The 16,987-nt window shown below is 41.8% G+C and carries 13 protein-coding genes, 1 tRNA gene and 2 pseudogenes; 13 read left to right on the plus strand and 3 right to left on the minus strand.

All coding sequences use genetic code 11. The features are described 5' to 3' along the window. Together tig and HXT59_RS04050 are read left to right on the plus strand one after the other, a co-directional pair. Nucleotides 1–1,350 carry a trigger factor gene (tig, locus tag HXT59_RS04045; protein ID WP_012914242.1) on the plus strand — a complete coding sequence of 450 codons (1,350 nt, stop codon included), beginning with the start codon at nucleotides 1–3 and terminating at the stop codon, nucleotides 1,348–1,350. A gap of 149 nt (nucleotides 1,351–1,499) precedes the next feature. Continuing rightward, entirely contained in the window at nucleotides 1,500–2,903 is a 1,404-nt protein-coding gene (locus HXT59_RS04050; RefSeq protein ID WP_102703148.1) for a chloride channel protein, read from the plus strand. A 39-nt stretch (nucleotides 2,904–2,942) separates the two neighbouring features. Here the strand turns inward: HXT59_RS04050 and HXT59_RS04055 are convergent, their stop codons facing one another. Continuing rightward, nucleotides 2,943–3,731 carry a hypothetical protein gene (locus HXT59_RS04055; RefSeq protein WP_004108702.1) on the minus strand — a complete coding sequence of 263 codons (789 nt, stop codon included), beginning with the start codon at nucleotides 3,729–3,731 and terminating at the stop codon, nucleotides 2,943–2,945. A gap of 214 nt (nucleotides 3,732–3,945) precedes the next feature. Between HXT59_RS04055 and HXT59_RS04060 the strand changes: the two genes are divergently transcribed. The 5 genes and pseudogenes from HXT59_RS04060 to HXT59_RS04080 all read left to right on the plus strand — a co-directional run bounded on the left by HXT59_RS04060 (nucleotide 3,946) and on the right by HXT59_RS04080 (nucleotide 7,754). Then, nucleotides 3,946–4,557: an ATP-dependent Clp protease proteolytic subunit gene (locus tag HXT59_RS04060; RefSeq protein ID WP_004108703.1), complete on the plus strand. Its 612-nt coding sequence runs from the start codon at nucleotides 3,946–3,948 to the stop codon at nucleotides 4,555–4,557. A 2-nt stretch (nucleotides 4,558–4,559) separates the two neighbouring features. Next, nucleotides 4,560–5,234 (plus strand): ATP-dependent Clp protease proteolytic subunit, encoded by a 675-nt coding sequence (locus tag HXT59_RS04065; RefSeq protein WP_004108705.1) that lies wholly within the window; start codon nucleotides 4,560–4,562, stop codon nucleotides 5,232–5,234. A 152-nt stretch (nucleotides 5,235–5,386) separates the two neighbouring features. Then, nucleotides 5,387–5,460 (plus strand) — tRNA-Arg (locus HXT59_RS04070). 178 nt (nucleotides 5,461–5,638) lie between these two features. Further along, a pseudogene (locus HXT59_RS04075) lies at nucleotides 5,639–6,877 on the plus strand (Na+/H+ antiporter NhaA); the annotation flags it as partial. A 73-nt stretch (nucleotides 6,878–6,950) separates the two neighbouring features. Then, nucleotides 6,951–7,754 (plus strand): TIGR00730 family Rossman fold protein, encoded by an 804-nt coding sequence (locus HXT59_RS04080; RefSeq protein ID WP_004108726.1) that lies wholly within the window; start codon nucleotides 6,951–6,953, stop codon nucleotides 7,752–7,754. A 1-nt stretch (nucleotide 7,755) separates the two neighbouring features. Here the strand turns inward: HXT59_RS04080 and HXT59_RS04085 are convergent, their stop codons facing one another. Beyond that, nucleotides 7,756–8,841 (minus strand): succinate dehydrogenase/fumarate reductase iron-sulfur subunit, encoded by a 1,086-nt coding sequence (locus HXT59_RS04085; protein WP_421784162.1) that lies wholly within the window; start codon nucleotides 8,839–8,841, stop codon nucleotides 7,756–7,758. Nucleotides 8,842–8,935: 94 nt separating this feature from the next. On the opposite strand from HXT59_RS04085, the gene HXT59_RS04090 reads away from it, so the two are divergent. The 6 genes from HXT59_RS04090 (at nucleotide 8,936) to era (ending at nucleotide 14,579) form a co-directional block, all read left to right on the plus strand. Beyond that, complete coding sequence (locus HXT59_RS04090) at nucleotides 8,936–9,733, plus strand: 16S rRNA (uracil(1498)-N(3))-methyltransferase (RefSeq protein WP_004108731.1); 798 nt, start codon at nucleotides 8,936–8,938, stop codon at nucleotides 9,731–9,733. A 112-nt stretch (nucleotides 9,734–9,845) separates the two neighbouring features. Continuing rightward, nucleotides 9,846–10,208 (plus strand): histidine triad nucleotide-binding protein, encoded by a 363-nt coding sequence (locus HXT59_RS04095; RefSeq protein ID WP_004108733.1) that lies wholly within the window; start codon nucleotides 9,846–9,848, stop codon nucleotides 10,206–10,208. 3 nt (nucleotides 10,209–10,211) lie between these two features. Further along, the gene (locus HXT59_RS04100; protein ID WP_004108736.1) at nucleotides 10,212–11,405 is read left to right on the plus strand and encodes a PhoH family protein; all 1,194 of its coding nucleotides are present in this window, start codon (nucleotides 10,212–10,214) and stop codon (nucleotides 11,403–11,405) included. Nucleotides 11,406–11,408: 3 nt separating this feature from the next. Beyond that, on the plus strand, nucleotides 11,409–11,975 hold the full coding sequence (ybeY, locus tag HXT59_RS04105) for an rRNA maturation RNase YbeY (RefSeq protein WP_004108739.1): 567 nt from the start codon (nucleotides 11,409–11,411) through the stop codon (nucleotides 11,973–11,975). A 20-nt stretch (nucleotides 11,976–11,995) separates the two neighbouring features. Beyond that, nucleotides 11,996–13,495 carry a hemolysin family protein gene (locus tag HXT59_RS04110; RefSeq protein ID WP_004108742.1) on the plus strand — a complete coding sequence of 500 codons (1,500 nt, stop codon included), beginning with the start codon at nucleotides 11,996–11,998 and terminating at the stop codon, nucleotides 13,493–13,495. Nucleotides 13,496–13,517: 22 nt separating this feature from the next. Continuing rightward, nucleotides 13,518–14,579, plus strand: a complete 1,062-nt coding sequence (gene era / locus HXT59_RS04115; protein WP_004108744.1) for a GTPase Era — start codon at nucleotides 13,518–13,520, stop codon at nucleotides 14,577–14,579. 180 nt (nucleotides 14,580–14,759) lie between these two features. Here the strand turns inward: era and HXT59_RS04120 are convergent. After that, a pseudogene (locus HXT59_RS04120) lies at nucleotides 14,760–16,770 on the minus strand (AMP-dependent synthetase/ligase). Nucleotides 16,771–16,987 lie beyond the last annotated feature (217 nt).

A 16,987-nucleotide genomic window follows, 5' to 3' on the forward strand; every position in this document is an offset into this window, starting at 1 on the left:
GTGAAAATCAGCGTCAGGAATCTTGAGCCAACTAAAGTTAAGCTCACCATTACCGCAGATCTCGAAGACTTCAAGCCATTCTTGGAAGAAGCTCGTAAGGAGATTGCTAAGCAAATTAACGTGCCAGGTTTCCGTAAGGGACATGTGCCAGGCAAGATTGTAGATCAGCGCGTCGGTTTCGCAGCTGTTGCCGGCGAAGCCGTAAATTCCGCTGTACCAGAGCTTTATTCCAAGGCTTTGGAAGAAAAGAAGATTCGCCCAATGGATCAGCCAGAATTTGACGTTCAGGAAGTTCCAACGTCGACTGATGCAGATGCAAGTCTTAAGTTTGTAGCAACAGTTGAGCGTCGTCCAGATTTCAAGTTGAACAAGTTCAAGGGCGTTGAGATTGAAGTTGAGAAGCCAAAGGTTTCCGACAAGGATGTCAAGGAGCGCTTGGAAAGTCTCCGTCAGCGTTTTGCTACTTTGGTTGGTGTTGACCGTCCTGCAGCTAAGGGTGATTACACTAACATTGATTTGGAAGCTCGTATCGATGACGAAGTAGTTGATGCACAAGAGGGCGTAAGCTACGAAATCGGTTCCGGTGTGTTGCTTGACGGTTTGGATGAGGCTTTGGATAGCCTTTCTGCCGGTGAAGAAACCACCTTTGAAGGTACTCTCGAGTCCGGCAAGCATAAGGGCGAGAAGGCTCAAATCAAGGTTAAGGTTAATTCCGTAAAGACTCAGGAATTGCCAGAGCTTGATGATGATTTTGCTCAGGAAGCTTCCGAGTTTGATACTTTGAAGGATTTGAAGGCAGATATTCGCAAGGCTTGCGAGCAGGCTGCTGAAGGTCGTCAGGCAACTAATGCCCGTGACGCATTCCTTGTTAAGCTTCAAGAAGAAGTTGAAATTCCTGTACCAAAGGGTGTTTTGGATAAGGCTGTTTCAGAGCATTTGAAGGGCATGACCCCTGATCCTGAAAAAGCTACCAAGAAGCAGAAGGACGAAGCGCAGCAGGCTGCTGAGAAGGAACTTCGCGACCAAATGGTTCTTGACGCTTTAGCTGAACAGATGGATGTGACTGTTTCCCAGGCTGATGTCACCAACTTCTTGGTTTCTGTTGCTCAGCAGTACGGTATGGATCCAAACCAGTTCATTAACGCAATCGTTAACAACGGTCAGCTTGGTTCTGCTGTGCAGGAAGTTGCTCGCTCTAAGGGCTTGCTTGCTGGTATGCGTGCTGTAAAGTTCGTTTCTGGCGGAGAAGCTCTTGACTTGAGTGCATTCTTGTCTGAGGATGATGACGAAGACGAAAGCGTGAAGGCTGCTTCTGCTGCTGCAGAAGTTGCTGACGAACTTTCTAAGTAGTATTTTTCAAACAAGAAAAAGTTCATACTTTCTCATATTCGCTAAAAACCCAGGGCTTTTGCTCTGGGTTTTTGTGTTGTTGTTATACTTTAAAGAAAGTGAAAAACAAATAAAATGAAAAACAAATAACATAAGGAAGGCTGCCGCTAATGGAAAAACGCAATTTGCAAATAGTAGGCAGTAAAAAACCTAGTAAGTGTTTGAGCTATGTTTTTACATGTTTACGATTAAGTCTTATTGCTTTTTTTGTTGCAGTTATGGCTGGGGTTGGTGCAATATTATTAACTCTGTTACTACATGCTGTGCAAAATGTAATGTTCGGATTTTCAGAATCTGCTCTTAAACCTTCGCCAGTTGGATTGCCAGTATTGCACTACGTTGCTGTTGTATTAATTGTCATGTCTGTTGCTGCAATTATTTGGATGTGGTTATGGACAAAATCTTCTAATCGTATTGTCGATATAGCTCATGCTGTTCGTGGTCAATCAATGCCATGGCATACAACGATTATCCATGTATGTTTACAAATTTTTATAGTTGCTTCTGGCGCAAGTTTAGGTAGGGAAGTTGCGCCTCGAGAATTGGCTGCAATGCTTACTCAGAAGTTACTCTGCTTTATCCGAGTCAGTGAATTTCAAGCTCGCGTTTTGGTTGCAAGTGCTGCTGGTGCTGGTTTAGCTGGAGTTTATCGCGCTCCAATAGCGGGTGCGATTATGACGCTAGGTTTGGTTGCAATTCCACGTTTTTCTCATGACTCGAAATCTTCTTTAAAGCGTTTGAAATGGTATTGGCTTATACAAAAATTTAGTATTTTTGCTATTGCGTTATGTATAAGTGAAATTGCATCATTGACTACTATTTTTGTGCTTGGGTATGAGCCTTACTATTGTTTGTCAAGTCTTGATGACATCCATATTGTCAATACGACTGTGTTGCTGCTTGCAATTATAGTTGGCATTCCTTGTGGTATTGTTGGCACTCTTTTCCATAAGATGATTCGTTGGGCTCGCTCTAAGTGTGCTCGCAATTACCAAATTTTATATTTTTTGCCATTAATGGGCTTAGTAACAGGATTAGTTGCATCATGGAATCCAGCCATTATGGGCAATGGTCGAGCTTTAGCGCAATACGCATATAACATTGCAAAAACAAGTATTGCAATTGACAAAAACTCTTTGGTAACTTTGCTTCTACTGGTTGTTGCAAAAATAATTTTAACAAGTTGCACTCTTCGAGCTGGCGCAAGTGGTGGTGTGCTTCAGCCGAGTATGTCGTCTGGAGCTTGCGTAGGGCTGATTATAGGTTTTATAAGTATGAACATTCCAGTTGTTGGTGGCATGTTATCAAGTCAGCCCAAAATATTGGTAATAGCTGCTATTTTTGGTGCTGCAAGTATGCTAACTGCAAGTCGAAAGTCATTGTGGTTTGCGCTTTTTTTGGTAGCACAATTAGTGAATTTGCCTATGATTATGATTATTCCAATGGTTGTTTCTTGTGCTGTATCTAGAAGCATAACGATGATACCAAAATTTTTAGCCGCAAATAATGTTTAAATTTTTTTAGTTATGTTGGTTATTTTAGTTATTTTTTAATTAATTATTAGAACTGAATTCTTTATCTGCAATAAAAGTTCCATCATCGTTTGAGAAGGAGAAATGTATGCGCACTGGTGCAATAATTTTTTCTTTCATTTCATCCGATGCTGATTGTGGCATCAAGTTCGAGAGGCTATCGCCGTATGTTTGCATTCCAGTCTTTAACGCTGTAATTTCTAAATCAGATAGGTGCTTTTTGAACTTTGCATTTATATTGAGCTGATCACCTTTAGTGGCAAACGTTATGTTGAATGGTGAGCTGCTAGTGGCATCATTAAATCCATTAGTGAGTTTTTTAGCTTCTTCTGAATGGCAATGTACGTATTCTTCAATATTTGCGCTTTTAGGTGCAGAGCAATTGTAATGTGGCTTAAGATTAGTTGAATTGTAATGTGGTTTTGAAATTACGTAGCCACCTACTGCAACTATTGCTACTACTATGACAACAATAAGCCAAGTGTATTTTGACTTATGAGCACTTGTATTTGTTGCATTTGGATAAGCGTTTGCAGGATAGTTGTTGACTGGTTGTTGATTATTCTGATATACGTTTGGTTGGTAACCATTATTTAGATTTACATTATTAGGGTAATTGTTGTTCTGGTATCCGTTATTTGGGTATACGTTGTTTTGATACTCATTGTTTTCATAACCATTATTTGGGTATCCGTTATTTGGATTTACATTATTTGGGTATGTATTATTTTGGTAACCATTATTTGGATACTCGTTATTTGGCATCGGAGCAGGCGAGTAGTTGTTATCTGGCAATTGGTTAGAATCCATAATTACTCCTTATAATGAATTGATAATCCGATAAAAATATACTCAATAATGCATACTAGTGTAGGATAATAAGTAAAAATTACATCTGTTGATATGAATAAAATTCTAGAAATTTGGTGTAAAACATTCAATTCAAATCATATTCGCAATATTTTCTATGTGGTCATGCGCACAAGGTAGTGTAGAAATAATTACGTGGTAACAAGGAGATATAGTGACTGAGCTTTTTACAGCTTCTCCTGTGATGGAACAGGCTGAAGCGTCTACATCAACTGATTCTATTTTTAATCGATTGCTAAAAGATCGCATTATTTGGTTGGGATCTGAAGTAAAAGACGAGAATGCCAATGTTATTTGCGCACAAATGTTAATGCTTGCTGCGGAAGACCCTAAGAAGGATATTTGGCTGTATATTAATTCGCCTGGAGGTTCAATTACTGCTGGTATGGCAATTTACGATACTATGCAATTAATTGAGCCAGATGTTGCGACTATTGCTGTTGGCATGGCTGCATCTATGGGTCAGTTCTTGCTTAGTTCTGGCACTCCTGGTAAGCGTTATATTACCTCGCATGCGCGTGTGCTTATGCATCAACCTTCTGGCGGTGTCGGTGGTACTGCTACAGATGTACGAATTAATGCAGAGCTTATTATGGATATGAAAAAAACGCTTTCTGAATTGACTGCAAAGCAGACTGGTCATACGGTAGAGGAAATTTACCGAGATAATGAATACGATCACTGGTTTACAGCTCAGCAAGCTTTGGAGTATGGTTTCGTAGATAAGATTGTGACCACTCCTGCTTCTATGCGCGGTGAGGAGTAATTATGGCAAGTGAAGAAGCAAAGTTTGTTGCGCGTGCCGAGCGTTTAGCTGGTTTTGGCGGTGTTACTTCTGCTCAGCGCATTACTAATCGTTACGTATTGCCTCAGTTTGGCGAGCAAACTCCATACGGCATGAAAACTCAGGATCCTTACACTAAGCTGTTTGAAGATCGCATTATTTTCATGGGTGTGCAAGTAGATGACACTTCTGCTGATGACATTATGGCTCAGTTGCTTGTTTTAGAGAGCATGGATTCTGATCGCGATGTGATGATGTACATTAATTCACCTGGTGGTTCGATGACTGCTATGACTGCGATTTATGACACCATGCAGTACATTAATCCAGATGTTCAAACTGTTTGCTTGGGTCAGGCTGCTTCTGCTGCTGCTATTATTCTTGCTGCTGGAGCTGCTGGTAAGCGCATGATTTTGCCGAATGCTCGTGTGCTTATTCATCAGCCTGCAATGGGTCAAGATTTTGGTAAAGCTACTGAAATTGAGCTTCAAGCTAAGGAAATGTTGCGTTTGCGTTCTTGGTTAGAATCAACGCTTGCAAAGCATACTGGTCAAGATATTGAGCGCATCCGTAAAGATATTGAAGTGGATACTATTTTGACTGCTTCAGAAGCCAAAGCTTATGGAATGGTTGACGAAGTGCTTGAGCGTAGAGCATAATTCAATCTTTACAACTTAGCGGATATTTATCAATATCAGTATTTTTAACAACAAACCCTGGTCGACACGCCGGGGTTTGTGTTTTAGTGCGGATAGTTGTATATTAGTCAAGTTGCCGGAAACAAGGACATGGTTTTTGAGACTGGAAACATGCGCCAGTAGCCCAACGGATTAGAGCATCTGACTACGGATCAGAAGGTTGCAGGTTCGAATCCTGTCTGGCGCACAAATGAAACGCGAAGCTTTTGCTCCGCGTTTTTTTTTAATTCGTATGCAACTCGCTCGGTTTATGCCTCTCAGTTATACTTAAAAGTGCGAATCACATATTTTGCACTATAAAACGTTATAAACGTATAAACGCTATAAATGCTATAAATGCATTTAGTGGAGGAAATATTTACAATATGATACGACGCAGTTGGAGAATAGCTTGCAATATTGCAAATAATGAGCGAATTTCTGGATTAATTATGCTTGGCTTTGCTCTTACTGGCTTATTGCTTGCAAACATTCCTTTAACAGCGCCAATATTTGAAGCCATATCGCATACTCATGTAGGCATTCCGTGGACGAATATACATATGTCAATTGGTCATTGGGTGCAAGACGGCGTGCTTACTATTTTCTTCCTGTCAGTTGGCTTAGATTTAAAACACGAACTTATTGCTGGTTCGCTTTCTGATCCTCGTGCAGCTGCAATGCCAATGATTTGTGCTGTTGGTGGAATGATTGTGCCTCCTTTACTGTTTGTTGCTACAGTAACTGTATTTTCTGAATTGCATGCCGGGCAGGAGATTATGCGTCTTACTTCTGGCGCTTTACCTTCGCTTGATATGGTTCGTGACGGGTGGGCAATACCTACGGCAACGGATATAGCTTTCTCTCTTGCTGTTCTTGCTTTATTTGCAAAAACTTTGCCACATGCTTTGCGCGCATTTCTTATGACTCTTGCTACAGTAGACGATTTGCTTGGAATAGCACTTATTGCTGTGTTCTTCTCGTCTCTTAACGCATGGTATTGGTTTGCTGGAGTAGTTGCTTGTGGTTTGGTTTGGACTACTTTAGTGCGTTTAAAGCGTGTTCCGTGGCCGTTGGTTGTAATAGTAGGAGTTATGGCATGGATTATGATGTATGAAGCTGGTGTGCATCCAACTTTAGCTGGAGTAATGGTGGGTTTGCTAACTCCGGCACATTTAGTTCATGGTGAACAAACGCTTCGTGCTGAACGCTATCGTGAAAAAATTCAGCCTGTTTCTGCGCTGCTGGCTCTTCCAATTTTCGCTCTTTTTGCTACAGGAGTGCATTTTGAAACATTGACTTGGGAGTTGTTCTTCTCGCCAATTTTGATTGCTATCACTATTGCTCTTGTTGTTGGTAAACCTGTTGGAATTATGGTAACTGCTTGGATATCAAAGCGTGTTCTGGGCTTGAAAGTTCCTGATGGTCTTCGAGTAGTAGACTTAATGCCTACAGCATGTGCCTGTGGAATTGGTTTCACTGTTTCTCTTCTTATTGCTTCTCTTGCGTATTCTGACGCAGATTTGTCTGCTGAAGCACGTTTTGGCGTTCTTGTTGCTTCTATTATTGCTGCAGGAGTTTCTGGATTCTTACTTTCTATGCAATCAAAGCATATGGAAGAAGAATTAGATGAAGTTGAAGACTAATTTCAATTATTATTCTTAACATCTTTGCAAGTAAGTTTCTAATGGAGTAATTATGTCTAATAGTAAAGAGGATTTTTCAGTAGATGTTCCACCTTGGAATAACACGTATCATCGTGGTTCTGTTGTAATGCGCGGTTCTATGATTCCTAAGGAGAGCACTACAGAAACGCTTCTTCGTAACGATAACAATCAGCAGCTTGTTTCTGGAGTTGGTGTAGAAGTAGATAAAAGATGGGATTGGCGTAGTGCGGATCCGTGGCGTGCGCTTCGTATTCAAGCTGAGTTTGTTGATGGTTTTGACGCGCTTGCATCGTTAGGTAAAGCTGTTAGTATTTTTGGTTCTGCTCGAATAAAAGAAGATGATCCTGACTATTCTTTAGCTCGCACTATGGGTTCAGAGCTTGCAATACGTGGTTTTGCTGTTATTACAGGTGGCGGTCCTGGAATTATGGAAGCTGCAAACCGTGGTGCTGCAGAAGCTGGTGGTACGTCTGTAGGATTGGGGATTGAGCTTCCTCATGAGCAGGGTTTGAATAAGTGGATTAATCTTGGCATGCAATTTCGGTATTTTTTCGTACGCAAAACAATGTTTATGAAATATTCTTCTGGAATTATTGTGTGCCCTGGCGGTTTTGGCACAATGGATGAAATGTTTGAAGCTTTGACTTTAGTGCAAACGCATAAGGTTGCGCGCGTGCCTGTTGTTCTTTTTGGTACTTCGTACTGGAATGGTTTGATTGACTGGCTGAAGTCTACAGTAACTCAACGAGGTTTTATTTCTTCACTCGATCCGCACTTGTTTGCTGTTACAGACGACCCAATAGAGGCGGTGCGCATAGCATCTGGAATTGAATAATCTAAGAGTTTTTGCGTTCGTTTACAAGCGTTGTAAGCTGCCAAATTTCTTCGCCAATATCAATTCCGCGAGGGCATTGTCTTGAACATGCTCTAACTGACTGGCATGCGCTAATACCGTCACTGCCGTCTATTAGATCAAGGCGATGCTCTGTTGCGTTGTCTCTGGAATCGTAAATAAAACGAGCCGCGTTAACCAATGCTGCAGGACCAATAAAGGCTTCTCCGCCTGCATAAATTGGGCAAATTCCTTCGCAAGCACCGCACATAATGCAATTGCTCAAAAGCTCAAACTTTTTAAGTTCCTCAGGATGTTGCAAAAACTCAATAAGCTGGAGTTTCCCTTCAATATTTCTCGTAGAAACGTTAGATGCTTGCAAATAAGGTTCTAAGCGTTTTATTTGCGAAATCATAGGCGAAATATCGCAAATAAGATCTCGCTGAACTGCAAATCCTGAAAGTGGAGCAAGCTCAATAACACCAAAAGTGCCATTTTGCAAAGTGGTAGTCTCTTTAGATTTTTGCTGTAAAGTTGGCGATTTTGTCGACTGTGAGGAGCTGCTAGTAGTGCCAGTTTTTCTAAAGCCTCGAGATTGCACGCTATTTGTGCTTTCAGAACGTGCGTTTGCGCCAATAGTTGCACTGCATAGTAAGGTTGGCATGCCATTTACGTTTGCAGCGTCAGAACCGCAAACGCCGTGACCGCATGAGTAGCGGAAAGCTAAAGTTGGGTCGATTGTGCGTTTAATAGTCAGTAAACAGTCAAGAATAGTGTCAGTAGAATGAACGCGTAAACTGTAATCTTGAACCCAATGCTTACCTTGAATTCGTTTTGGAGAAGATTTGTAAGGTTCACCGGATTCACTAGATATTCTGGATTCACTAGATTCGGAAGAATTATTTATGTTATTTTTTGAAGAATCTAGTTTTGCGAAAGGGTTACTGCGCTTTCTGCGCGCAAAAGGACTTTCTCTGCGCTTGCGCTCTGTCTGTTTACTGTTTGAATCATCTTCAGATTTATTACATGGAGTAAAGCGTGAAATACGCAAAGTAACAAGCGCAGTGTTATCACCAAGCTCATTACTCATTGCAAACCTCCAATACGTACTGTTCTAGTTTGCCACAATACTTGCACAGAAACATTTTTTAGTACTTGGCGCATCCTCACGTTAGGCTTGAACTATGACTGACGCTTTATTTTTGCTTGATACTGATCACGATAATGCTCCTGTGCTTGCAGAAGGAATCGAAGAAGGGTGGACGATTACGCTTCCATCGCAAGTAAAACGTCACGCTATATCTGCCATGCGACTATTAGAAGGCGATGCTTTGCAACTTTCTGACGGCAAAGGCTTGCGCATTCATGCAAAGGTGACGGATGTTGAAAATGGCTTAGTTCGTGTAGAAGCGTTTACTAGGGAAGCTCCTCGCATGACTAGACTTGCACTTGTTCAAGCTTTGGCAAAAACAGGGCACGATGAGCAAGCAATTGATATGGCTACGCAAATTGGTGTGGATGAAGTAATCCCTTGGTGTGCGGATCGTTCAATTGCAAAGTGGAAACCTGGTCGCACAGATAAGCGTTGGAGCCAAGTTTTACAGTCTGCTACAGAGCAATCTCGTCGCGCATGGATGCCTGAACTTCAAGAATGTGTTTCAAGCAAGCAAATAGTGGCAATATGTAGGCGTGCGTGCGTTTACGGAAATCTCGTAATTGTATTGCATCAAGACGCAACTGATTGCTGGAATCAAATAGAACAAGCAGTAAATACTCTTAGCGAGCGCTGTTTGGAGGATGGTAAAGAGCGCACTGTTTACGTTTTAGTTGGGCCAGAAGGTGGTATTAGTGATGACGAAGTGTCAATGTTTATTGATGCTGGTGCTAAAAGCTGCGTTTTAGGCAGTAATATTCTTCGCGCATCTACTGCAGGACCTGTAGCTCTTTCTCTTCTTTCGCGCGCTTTAGGACGTTACGAATAATCGCATAAATCGTATCTAAAAGTGCTCATAATTGTGTAAAATAGTAAGAAGCATGTCGATTGCTTTTGGTTTAAGGCATTGATTTCATTTAGTAACAAATAGGGGAGAAACCATGAGTGGTATCACTTACAATACTGATGCTGATTGCATTTTTTGTAAAATTGTTGCTGGAGAAATACCAAGCAGCAGAGTTTATGAAGACGATTCGGTAGTTGCTTTTAAAGATATTAATCCGCAAGCAAAAGTGCATGTGCTGATTGTGCCGCGCAATCACTATAAGAATGTTGCTGAGCTTGCTAGTAAGGCTCCTGAAACTTTGGCTCATATTGCTGGTGTTGCGCAAAAAATTGCTGATGATGAATTCAACGGTGATTATCGACTCGTATTTAATACTGGTATTGATGCTGGTCAAACAGTGTTTCATGTTCATGCTCATGTATTGACTGGCGAAAAACTTGTAGAAGGTAGCTTGTAAACCGTGACGAAAAGTACTACGCGTTTTGTGCAAATTCCTAGCGAATTAAGCTCGGTTGCAGTTTTAGGTGCTGCAGATGCTGGTTTGCGTGAAGTAGAACATGCTTTTCCAGAAGCAGATATTACTGTGCGAGGCAAAGATGTTCAAATTGTTGCTCGTTCAGCTAGAGCAGATGAAGATGCAGCTAAAGCTGAGTATGCGTTTAGGCGCATGATTGATGCAGCTTACGAGCAACCTATGGATGCGTACGAAGTAAGACGCATGCTTGAGCGTGATATTTTGCATAACGATGAACACAATGTGCGTATAAACCGTATCGGTCATGATGGTGGAGTGCTTGGGAATAGTATTATTTCTTCGTCGTATGCAATTAATAATTCTGTTTCGCGCGCTGAAAATGAGTTTTCAAGAGATTCAAGTGAGCTGTTGCCTTCTAGTGAAGAAGCTCATCGCCGTGCTATGAGCAGAAGAGCTCGAATGAGTAAAGGCGTGATTACGTTTGCTGGAGGAAATCCTGTTCGCGCAAAAACTGCTGGTCAAACAGCGTATGTGCAAGCAATGGATTGCAATATTGTAACGTTTGGAATTGGTCCTGCTGGTACTGGAAAAACGTATTTAGCAGTTGCTAAAGCTGTTCGTGCATTGGAAGATGGAAGAGTCCGCAGAATTGTTCTTACTCGTCCTGCTGTTGAAGCTGGCGAAAACTTAGGATTCTTGCCTGGTACTTTAAACGATAAGGTTGATCCATATTTGCGTCCACTCTATGATGCACTTTCTGATATGCTTGGATCTGCACAATTAAAACGCTATCTTGACGAGAATGTTGTTGAAGTTGCTCCTCTTGCTTATATGCGAGGTCGCACATTAAACGATGCTTTTGTTATTCTTGATGAAGCGCAAAATGCGACTGTTCAGCAATTAAAAATGTTCCTAACTCGACTCGGTTTTAATACAACCATGGTGATTACAGGAGATAGTACGCAGGTTGATTTAGCAGTTGTGCGTTCTGGTCTTGTTTCTATTGAGAAGATTTTGGGCGAAGTTAAAGATATTGCTTTTGTGCATTTGCAAGCAGAAGACGTTGTGCGTCATGCTTTGGTTGGTCGTATTGTGGAAGCATACGAAAATTACGATGCAATGCTTGAGCGTAAAAAACGTGAACGTACTAAAGAATCTACTGAGAGGAATAACAGATAAATCATGAGCATTGAAGTCATGAATGAAACAGTGTGGAATATTGACGCTAAAATCTTCTCAGATCTTGGAATGTGGGTTCTTCAACAAATGAAAGTAAGTACGCATTCGGATTTATCGATTACTTTTGTTGATCCAGAGCCAATTGCCTGTTTGCATGAACGTTGGATGAACCTAGAAGGCCCAACGGATGTTATGAGTTTTCCAATGGACGAGCTTACTCCTGGAAGCGATGAAAAAGTTTCTGAAGGAATGCTTGGAGACTTGGTGATTTGCCCGTGGGTTGCTCAACAGCAGGCGCTCGCAGCTGGGCACAGTACTATGGAAGAAATGTTGTTGCTAACTATTCACGGTATTTTGCATTTGCTTGGCTATGATCACACTACTCCGGAAGAAGAAAAGCAAATGTTTGGTTTGCAACGTCAACTAATGCTTACTTTTTTCGCTGCTCGATCTGGAGAATTGTATGATGCTACGTTGCCGGAAGGTGCAATAAACGAGCTTGAGCGTTACGATGCTGAGCATGAAGCGAGTAGCGTCAAAAATAAAAATAAAAATAAAAAACAGCATTAAAGCGCATTAAGAGCATAATTATGGAATATATTAAACGAATATTTTCTAGCATATCAGTTCCGCAATTGCCGTTGCATGTCTGGATTGGTTTAGCCGCATTGCTTGTGCTGGCAATGCTGCTTGTATGGCTTTCGCTTGCGATGGCTGCTGCAGAAGGTGCAGTGCCTAGAGTTACTCGTGCAAGCTTAAATAATCTTATGATTGAAGCGCAAACGCATGATGATGAAACTAGTGCCATAGTGCGTATGCGTCGAATTGCTAGAATCCATCGTGTAAAAAAACTGATTGCTGACCGTTATACAACTTCTGGAGCATGCGCTTTTGTGCGTGTGCTATGTAACGTTTTAGATGGAGTTTTGTTTGCTTCTTTAGCTGCATTTTTCGGCTCGCCTTTATGGGTAACTCTTATTATTGGTGTTGTTGTTTCAGTAGTTGTAGCTGTGATTTCTATTCTTGTTCGCCCACGTTCGGTTGGTGCGGCTCAACCTGTAGCAAAGTTGATGCGGCTTTCTCGCATTGTGTCTATTGCTATTGCGATTAATCCTTTAGTGCATATTGCTAGCGATGTTGACGTCACTTCTAGGAAAAAGCATGTTGATCCGTCAGATGATGAAGCTTTGGAAGATATTCAGCTGGATCAAGCAAAGGCTAGTATTGACCGACTTGTTGAAGCGAATGATTTCGATCCGGAAGTTTCGGAAATGATGCGCAATGTGCTCACGCTTTCAGATACTTTGACTCGCGAAATAATGGTACCTAGAACCGATATGATTTGCGTAAAAAGCGACGAAACGCTGGAAAATTTCCTTAAATTATGCTCTCGCTCAGGATTTTCTCGAGTTCCCGTCATTGGAGATTCTGTAGATGATTTAGTAGGTGTTGCTTATTTGAAGGATGCTGTACGCGCTACTGTGTTTAATCCTGCAGCATCTTCTAGAGCAGTTGAAACAATTAGCCGAGACCCTATGCTTGTTCCTGAGTCGAAGCCGGTTGACGATTTATTCCACGAAATGCAGCGAATTCGCCAGCATGTGGCAGTAGTGGTTGACGAATATGGTGGAATTGCTGGTTTGGTTACTATTGAGGATGCTATTGAGCAAATTGTTGGCGAGTTGGAAGATGAGCACGATCGCACTCAGCATGCAGATCCGGAAGAAATACGTGACGGCGTGTGGAAGATGCCTGCTCGAACGTCAATCGCAGATTTGGAAGATATTTTTGAAGTTCATATTGACGAAGACGATGTGGATACTGTGTTTGGTTTGCTTACGAAGTTGATTGGTAATGTGCCGATTGTTGGTTCCAGTGCTATTACAAGAGGACTAAAATTAACTGCTGTAGATTCAGCTGGTAGGCGAAAGAAAGTATCTACTATTTTAGTAGAACGAGATGCGCAAGTTTTGGAAGAGTCTAAGGATAATCAAAATGACATTAGCTCTTCCGAAAAATCTGCTGAAAGCAAACAAACCAATGCTTTGAAGCAAGCTAGTACTATGAAACAAACGAATATGCTGAAATAAAGAACTGGACGGTAAGAATAACGTGAATAATATTAACAACTTTGACGATACTGATGACTTCGATGACACTGATGACTTTGACGACGAGATGTTTGCAAATCTAGACGCTTCAACTTGCGCAACGATTTCTACTCCTGATTTTCACGGTTATCGTTCCGGTTTCGTAGCTGTAGTTGGTAGACCAAACGTTGGTAAGTCTACGCTTATGAATGCTCTTATTGGTACGCAAATTGCTATTGCGTCTTCTCGTCCGGAAACTACGCGTAAGGCTATTCGAGGGATTGTTACTACCGATAATGCACAAATGGTGTTGGTTGATACTCCTGGTATTCACCGTCCTCGTACGCTTCTTGGTCAGCGTTTGAACGATATTGTTGACGAGTCGCTTGCAGATGTTGACGCGATTGCATTTTTGCTCCCAGCAGACCAGGAAATAGGACCAGGAGATAGGCGAATTTTAAGCCGTCTTCGCTCTGATTTTGCTAAAAAAGATGAGAAGGGCAATTGGACTTGGAAAGTTCCGCTTATCGGTATTGTTACGAAAATCGATACGCTTAGTCGCAGTGAGTTAGTTACGCATTTGCTTCAAATTCAGCAGTTTGCTGATTTTACGGATATTGTGCCTGTGAGTGCGTTGGAACGTGACAATGTTGACGAAGTTAAGAATGTTTTGATTCAAAACTTGCCGGAAGGTCCGCAAATGTATCCGGCGGATCAGCTTAGTGAGGAAAGCACAGAAAGCATGATTTCGGAGCTTATTCGCGGCGCATTTTTGGAAGAGTTGGACGACGAGTTGCCTCATTCTTTAGCTGTTGTAGTTGACGATATTGTGTATCCGGGGGATGGCGAAGATACTCAATACGAAGACAACAAAGCGCATGTGCTTGTATCTGTTTATGTTGAGCGTGATTCTCAAAAGCCGATTATTATTGGTCATCGTGCGGAGCATTTAGTGCGCGTAAAGAAGCGTTTGCGCACGGCGGTAAATCGTATTACTGGAACAAAAGCTGTGCTTGAATTGCACGTGAAAGTTGCAAAAGGATGGCAGAGCGACCCTAAGAAGCTTGAGCGTTTAGGGTTCTAGTAGAGCATATTTTGCTTATTTCGATATTATTGGACAATTACTTAATTTTATTGTGCCTTAAGCCTAATGTGTTTGCACAAAATTGTCGTAAATTAATGCAAAACCGCGGCGAGCAAGTTGAATAAAACAAGTTAAGCCGCGGTTTTGCGATATGCACTTAGTTAAGTTAATTTAAACAAACTACTTTTTGCGCGTCGTATACATTTGTGTATTAAGTAAAGTAGTGTAACGCTTAATAACTCGTGGACGAATAATCTTCATAGACGCAGTCATTAAGCCGTTTTCTTGCGTAAACTCTTCTGACAAAATAATGAACTTTCGCACAGATTCTGCGCGTGACACGCCTTCATTGGCAAGATCTATAAATTTTTGCACTTCAGCACGAACAACAGCATTATTAGCAGCCTCTTCCATGCTCATAGTGGCGTCAAGACCCTTGAGTTTAAGCCAATTTCGTAAAGTTTCTTCGTCTAAAGTAACAAGTGCAGAAATAAACGGACGCTTATCTCCAAGAACGAGAGCTTGAGACACAAGTTCGCATCTCTTAATCATCTCTTCAATAGGTCCAGGAGCAACATTCTTACCGCCAGCAGTAATAATCAAATCCTTCTTACGTCCGGTAATATAAAGCATGCCATCGTCCTTTAGTAAATGAAGTTTCTGTTGCTTCATCGTTTTTGTGATACTTATGGAATACGCAAGTGCCTTTAATTTGAACTTCGCCATCGGATGCGATTCGCAAAGTAAAAGCTGGGAATGCGATGCCAACAGAACCTTCTCGGAATGGAACTCCAATAGGAGTAAACGCGCATGGTGCAGTAGTTTCTGTAAGACCATAACCTTCGTAGACAGGAACTCCTGCTCCGCGGAAGAATGAAAGCAATTCAGGATCTAGAGGAGCTCCACCTGCAACAATCCAGCGTGTGCGACCGCCAAGAGCTTGACGAAGTGGACGATAAACAAGCGGATCGTAAGCAGTGCGGCGAGCTTTAGTAAGAGCTTTAGCATCACCAAATTCCTGAACTTCCTTCATATACTGTTGAGCCGTCACAACAGCACCCTGGAAAGCCAAGCCTTTAGCACCGTGACCAGCCTTCTGCGAAGCTGCGTTATAAACCTTCTCAAGAACTCGAGGGACAACGATCATAACCGTAGGTTTTGCAACTTGCAAATCAGAAATCAAAGTAGGAATACCTTGAGCAATATAAATGCGCAACGTACTTGCAACAACAATATAGTTAATTGCTCTTGCAAAAGAGTGTGCTTGAGGAAGGAACAAAAGCACAGAACCGTCTTTTTCGCTAAGCAAATTTGGCAAGTAAACAGGCAAATTCAACGCTGTAGTGCAATAGTGTTCGTGAGTCATTTCCACGCCTTTAGGTGCAGCTGTGGAACCAGAAGTGTAAACAATAGAGCACAAGTCTGTTTTCTTTACAGAATCAATGCGAGCATCTAGTTCCTCATCGCTAACAGCGTATCCGAAAGCTTGAAGTTCTGCTAAACCGCCTGTTTCAATGCAAATAATGCGTTCCAAGCTTGGGCATTCTTCAATAGCTCCATCAGCTTTATCTCGCATGTCAGTTGTTTCAACAATAAGGAAACGCGAGTCGGAATTATTCACAATATTGCGAATTTGCTCAGCTGAATCCGTGTCATAAATAGTTGCAAGAACACCACCACAAGCCATAACTGCTGCGTCGGTGACGTCCCACTCGTATGATGTTTTGCACATAAGGGCAACGGCGTCGCCTTTGCGCAATCCGTAGTGCATCAAACCTTTTGCAGCATCGCGTACTTCTTGAAGGAACTGATTAGCTGTTTTTGTGACCCACTTATCGTTTTCTTTATAAGTGTAAAGCGGATCGTCACCCATACGTGCTGCGCGATCTGCATATAAGTCATAAATGCTTGTGCCTTCGTCAAGAGGTGCTGCGCTTTCGGTTTTTGTGGTCAACAAGCCTGTTTCCGGATCGATAAACGTCGTTGTTGGCATTTGCGCGCCCCACTCTTCTACGTGTGGAAGGCGTTGCTTTTGTGAAAGTAAAGTATTTGTGTTTTCTTGATCCGTATTAAGGTAGTCTGGTTCGCCTGCACGGTCATCGCTGACTGGGTGCGCGAAGTTACTGCCAATACGCAATGCTTTACGGGCAAGATTAAACGCTTGCTGTTGGAGTGCATTAAAAACGGACACATTTGCTCCTTCATTATGCCAAACGGCTTGCGGATTAAGCGCACATCATAGTATCATGCTATGCACTTGCATACTATTAACTATAATAATCGTTCGTATGCTCAAGTAGCAGTTATATTCGATTTGATTAGTAATAATTTTGTATTTGCCATAAGTCGTAGCCTGTCGTTAGAATGGCAAAGTTGCTTTGGCGAGGGAATATGCCGCTAGCTTTGTG

It is taken from the genome of Gardnerella sp. KA01001 (assembly GCF_049244025.1).
GTDB classification, from domain to species: domain Bacteria; phylum Actinomycetota; class Actinomycetes; order Actinomycetales; family Bifidobacteriaceae; genus Bifidobacterium; species Bifidobacterium swidsinskii.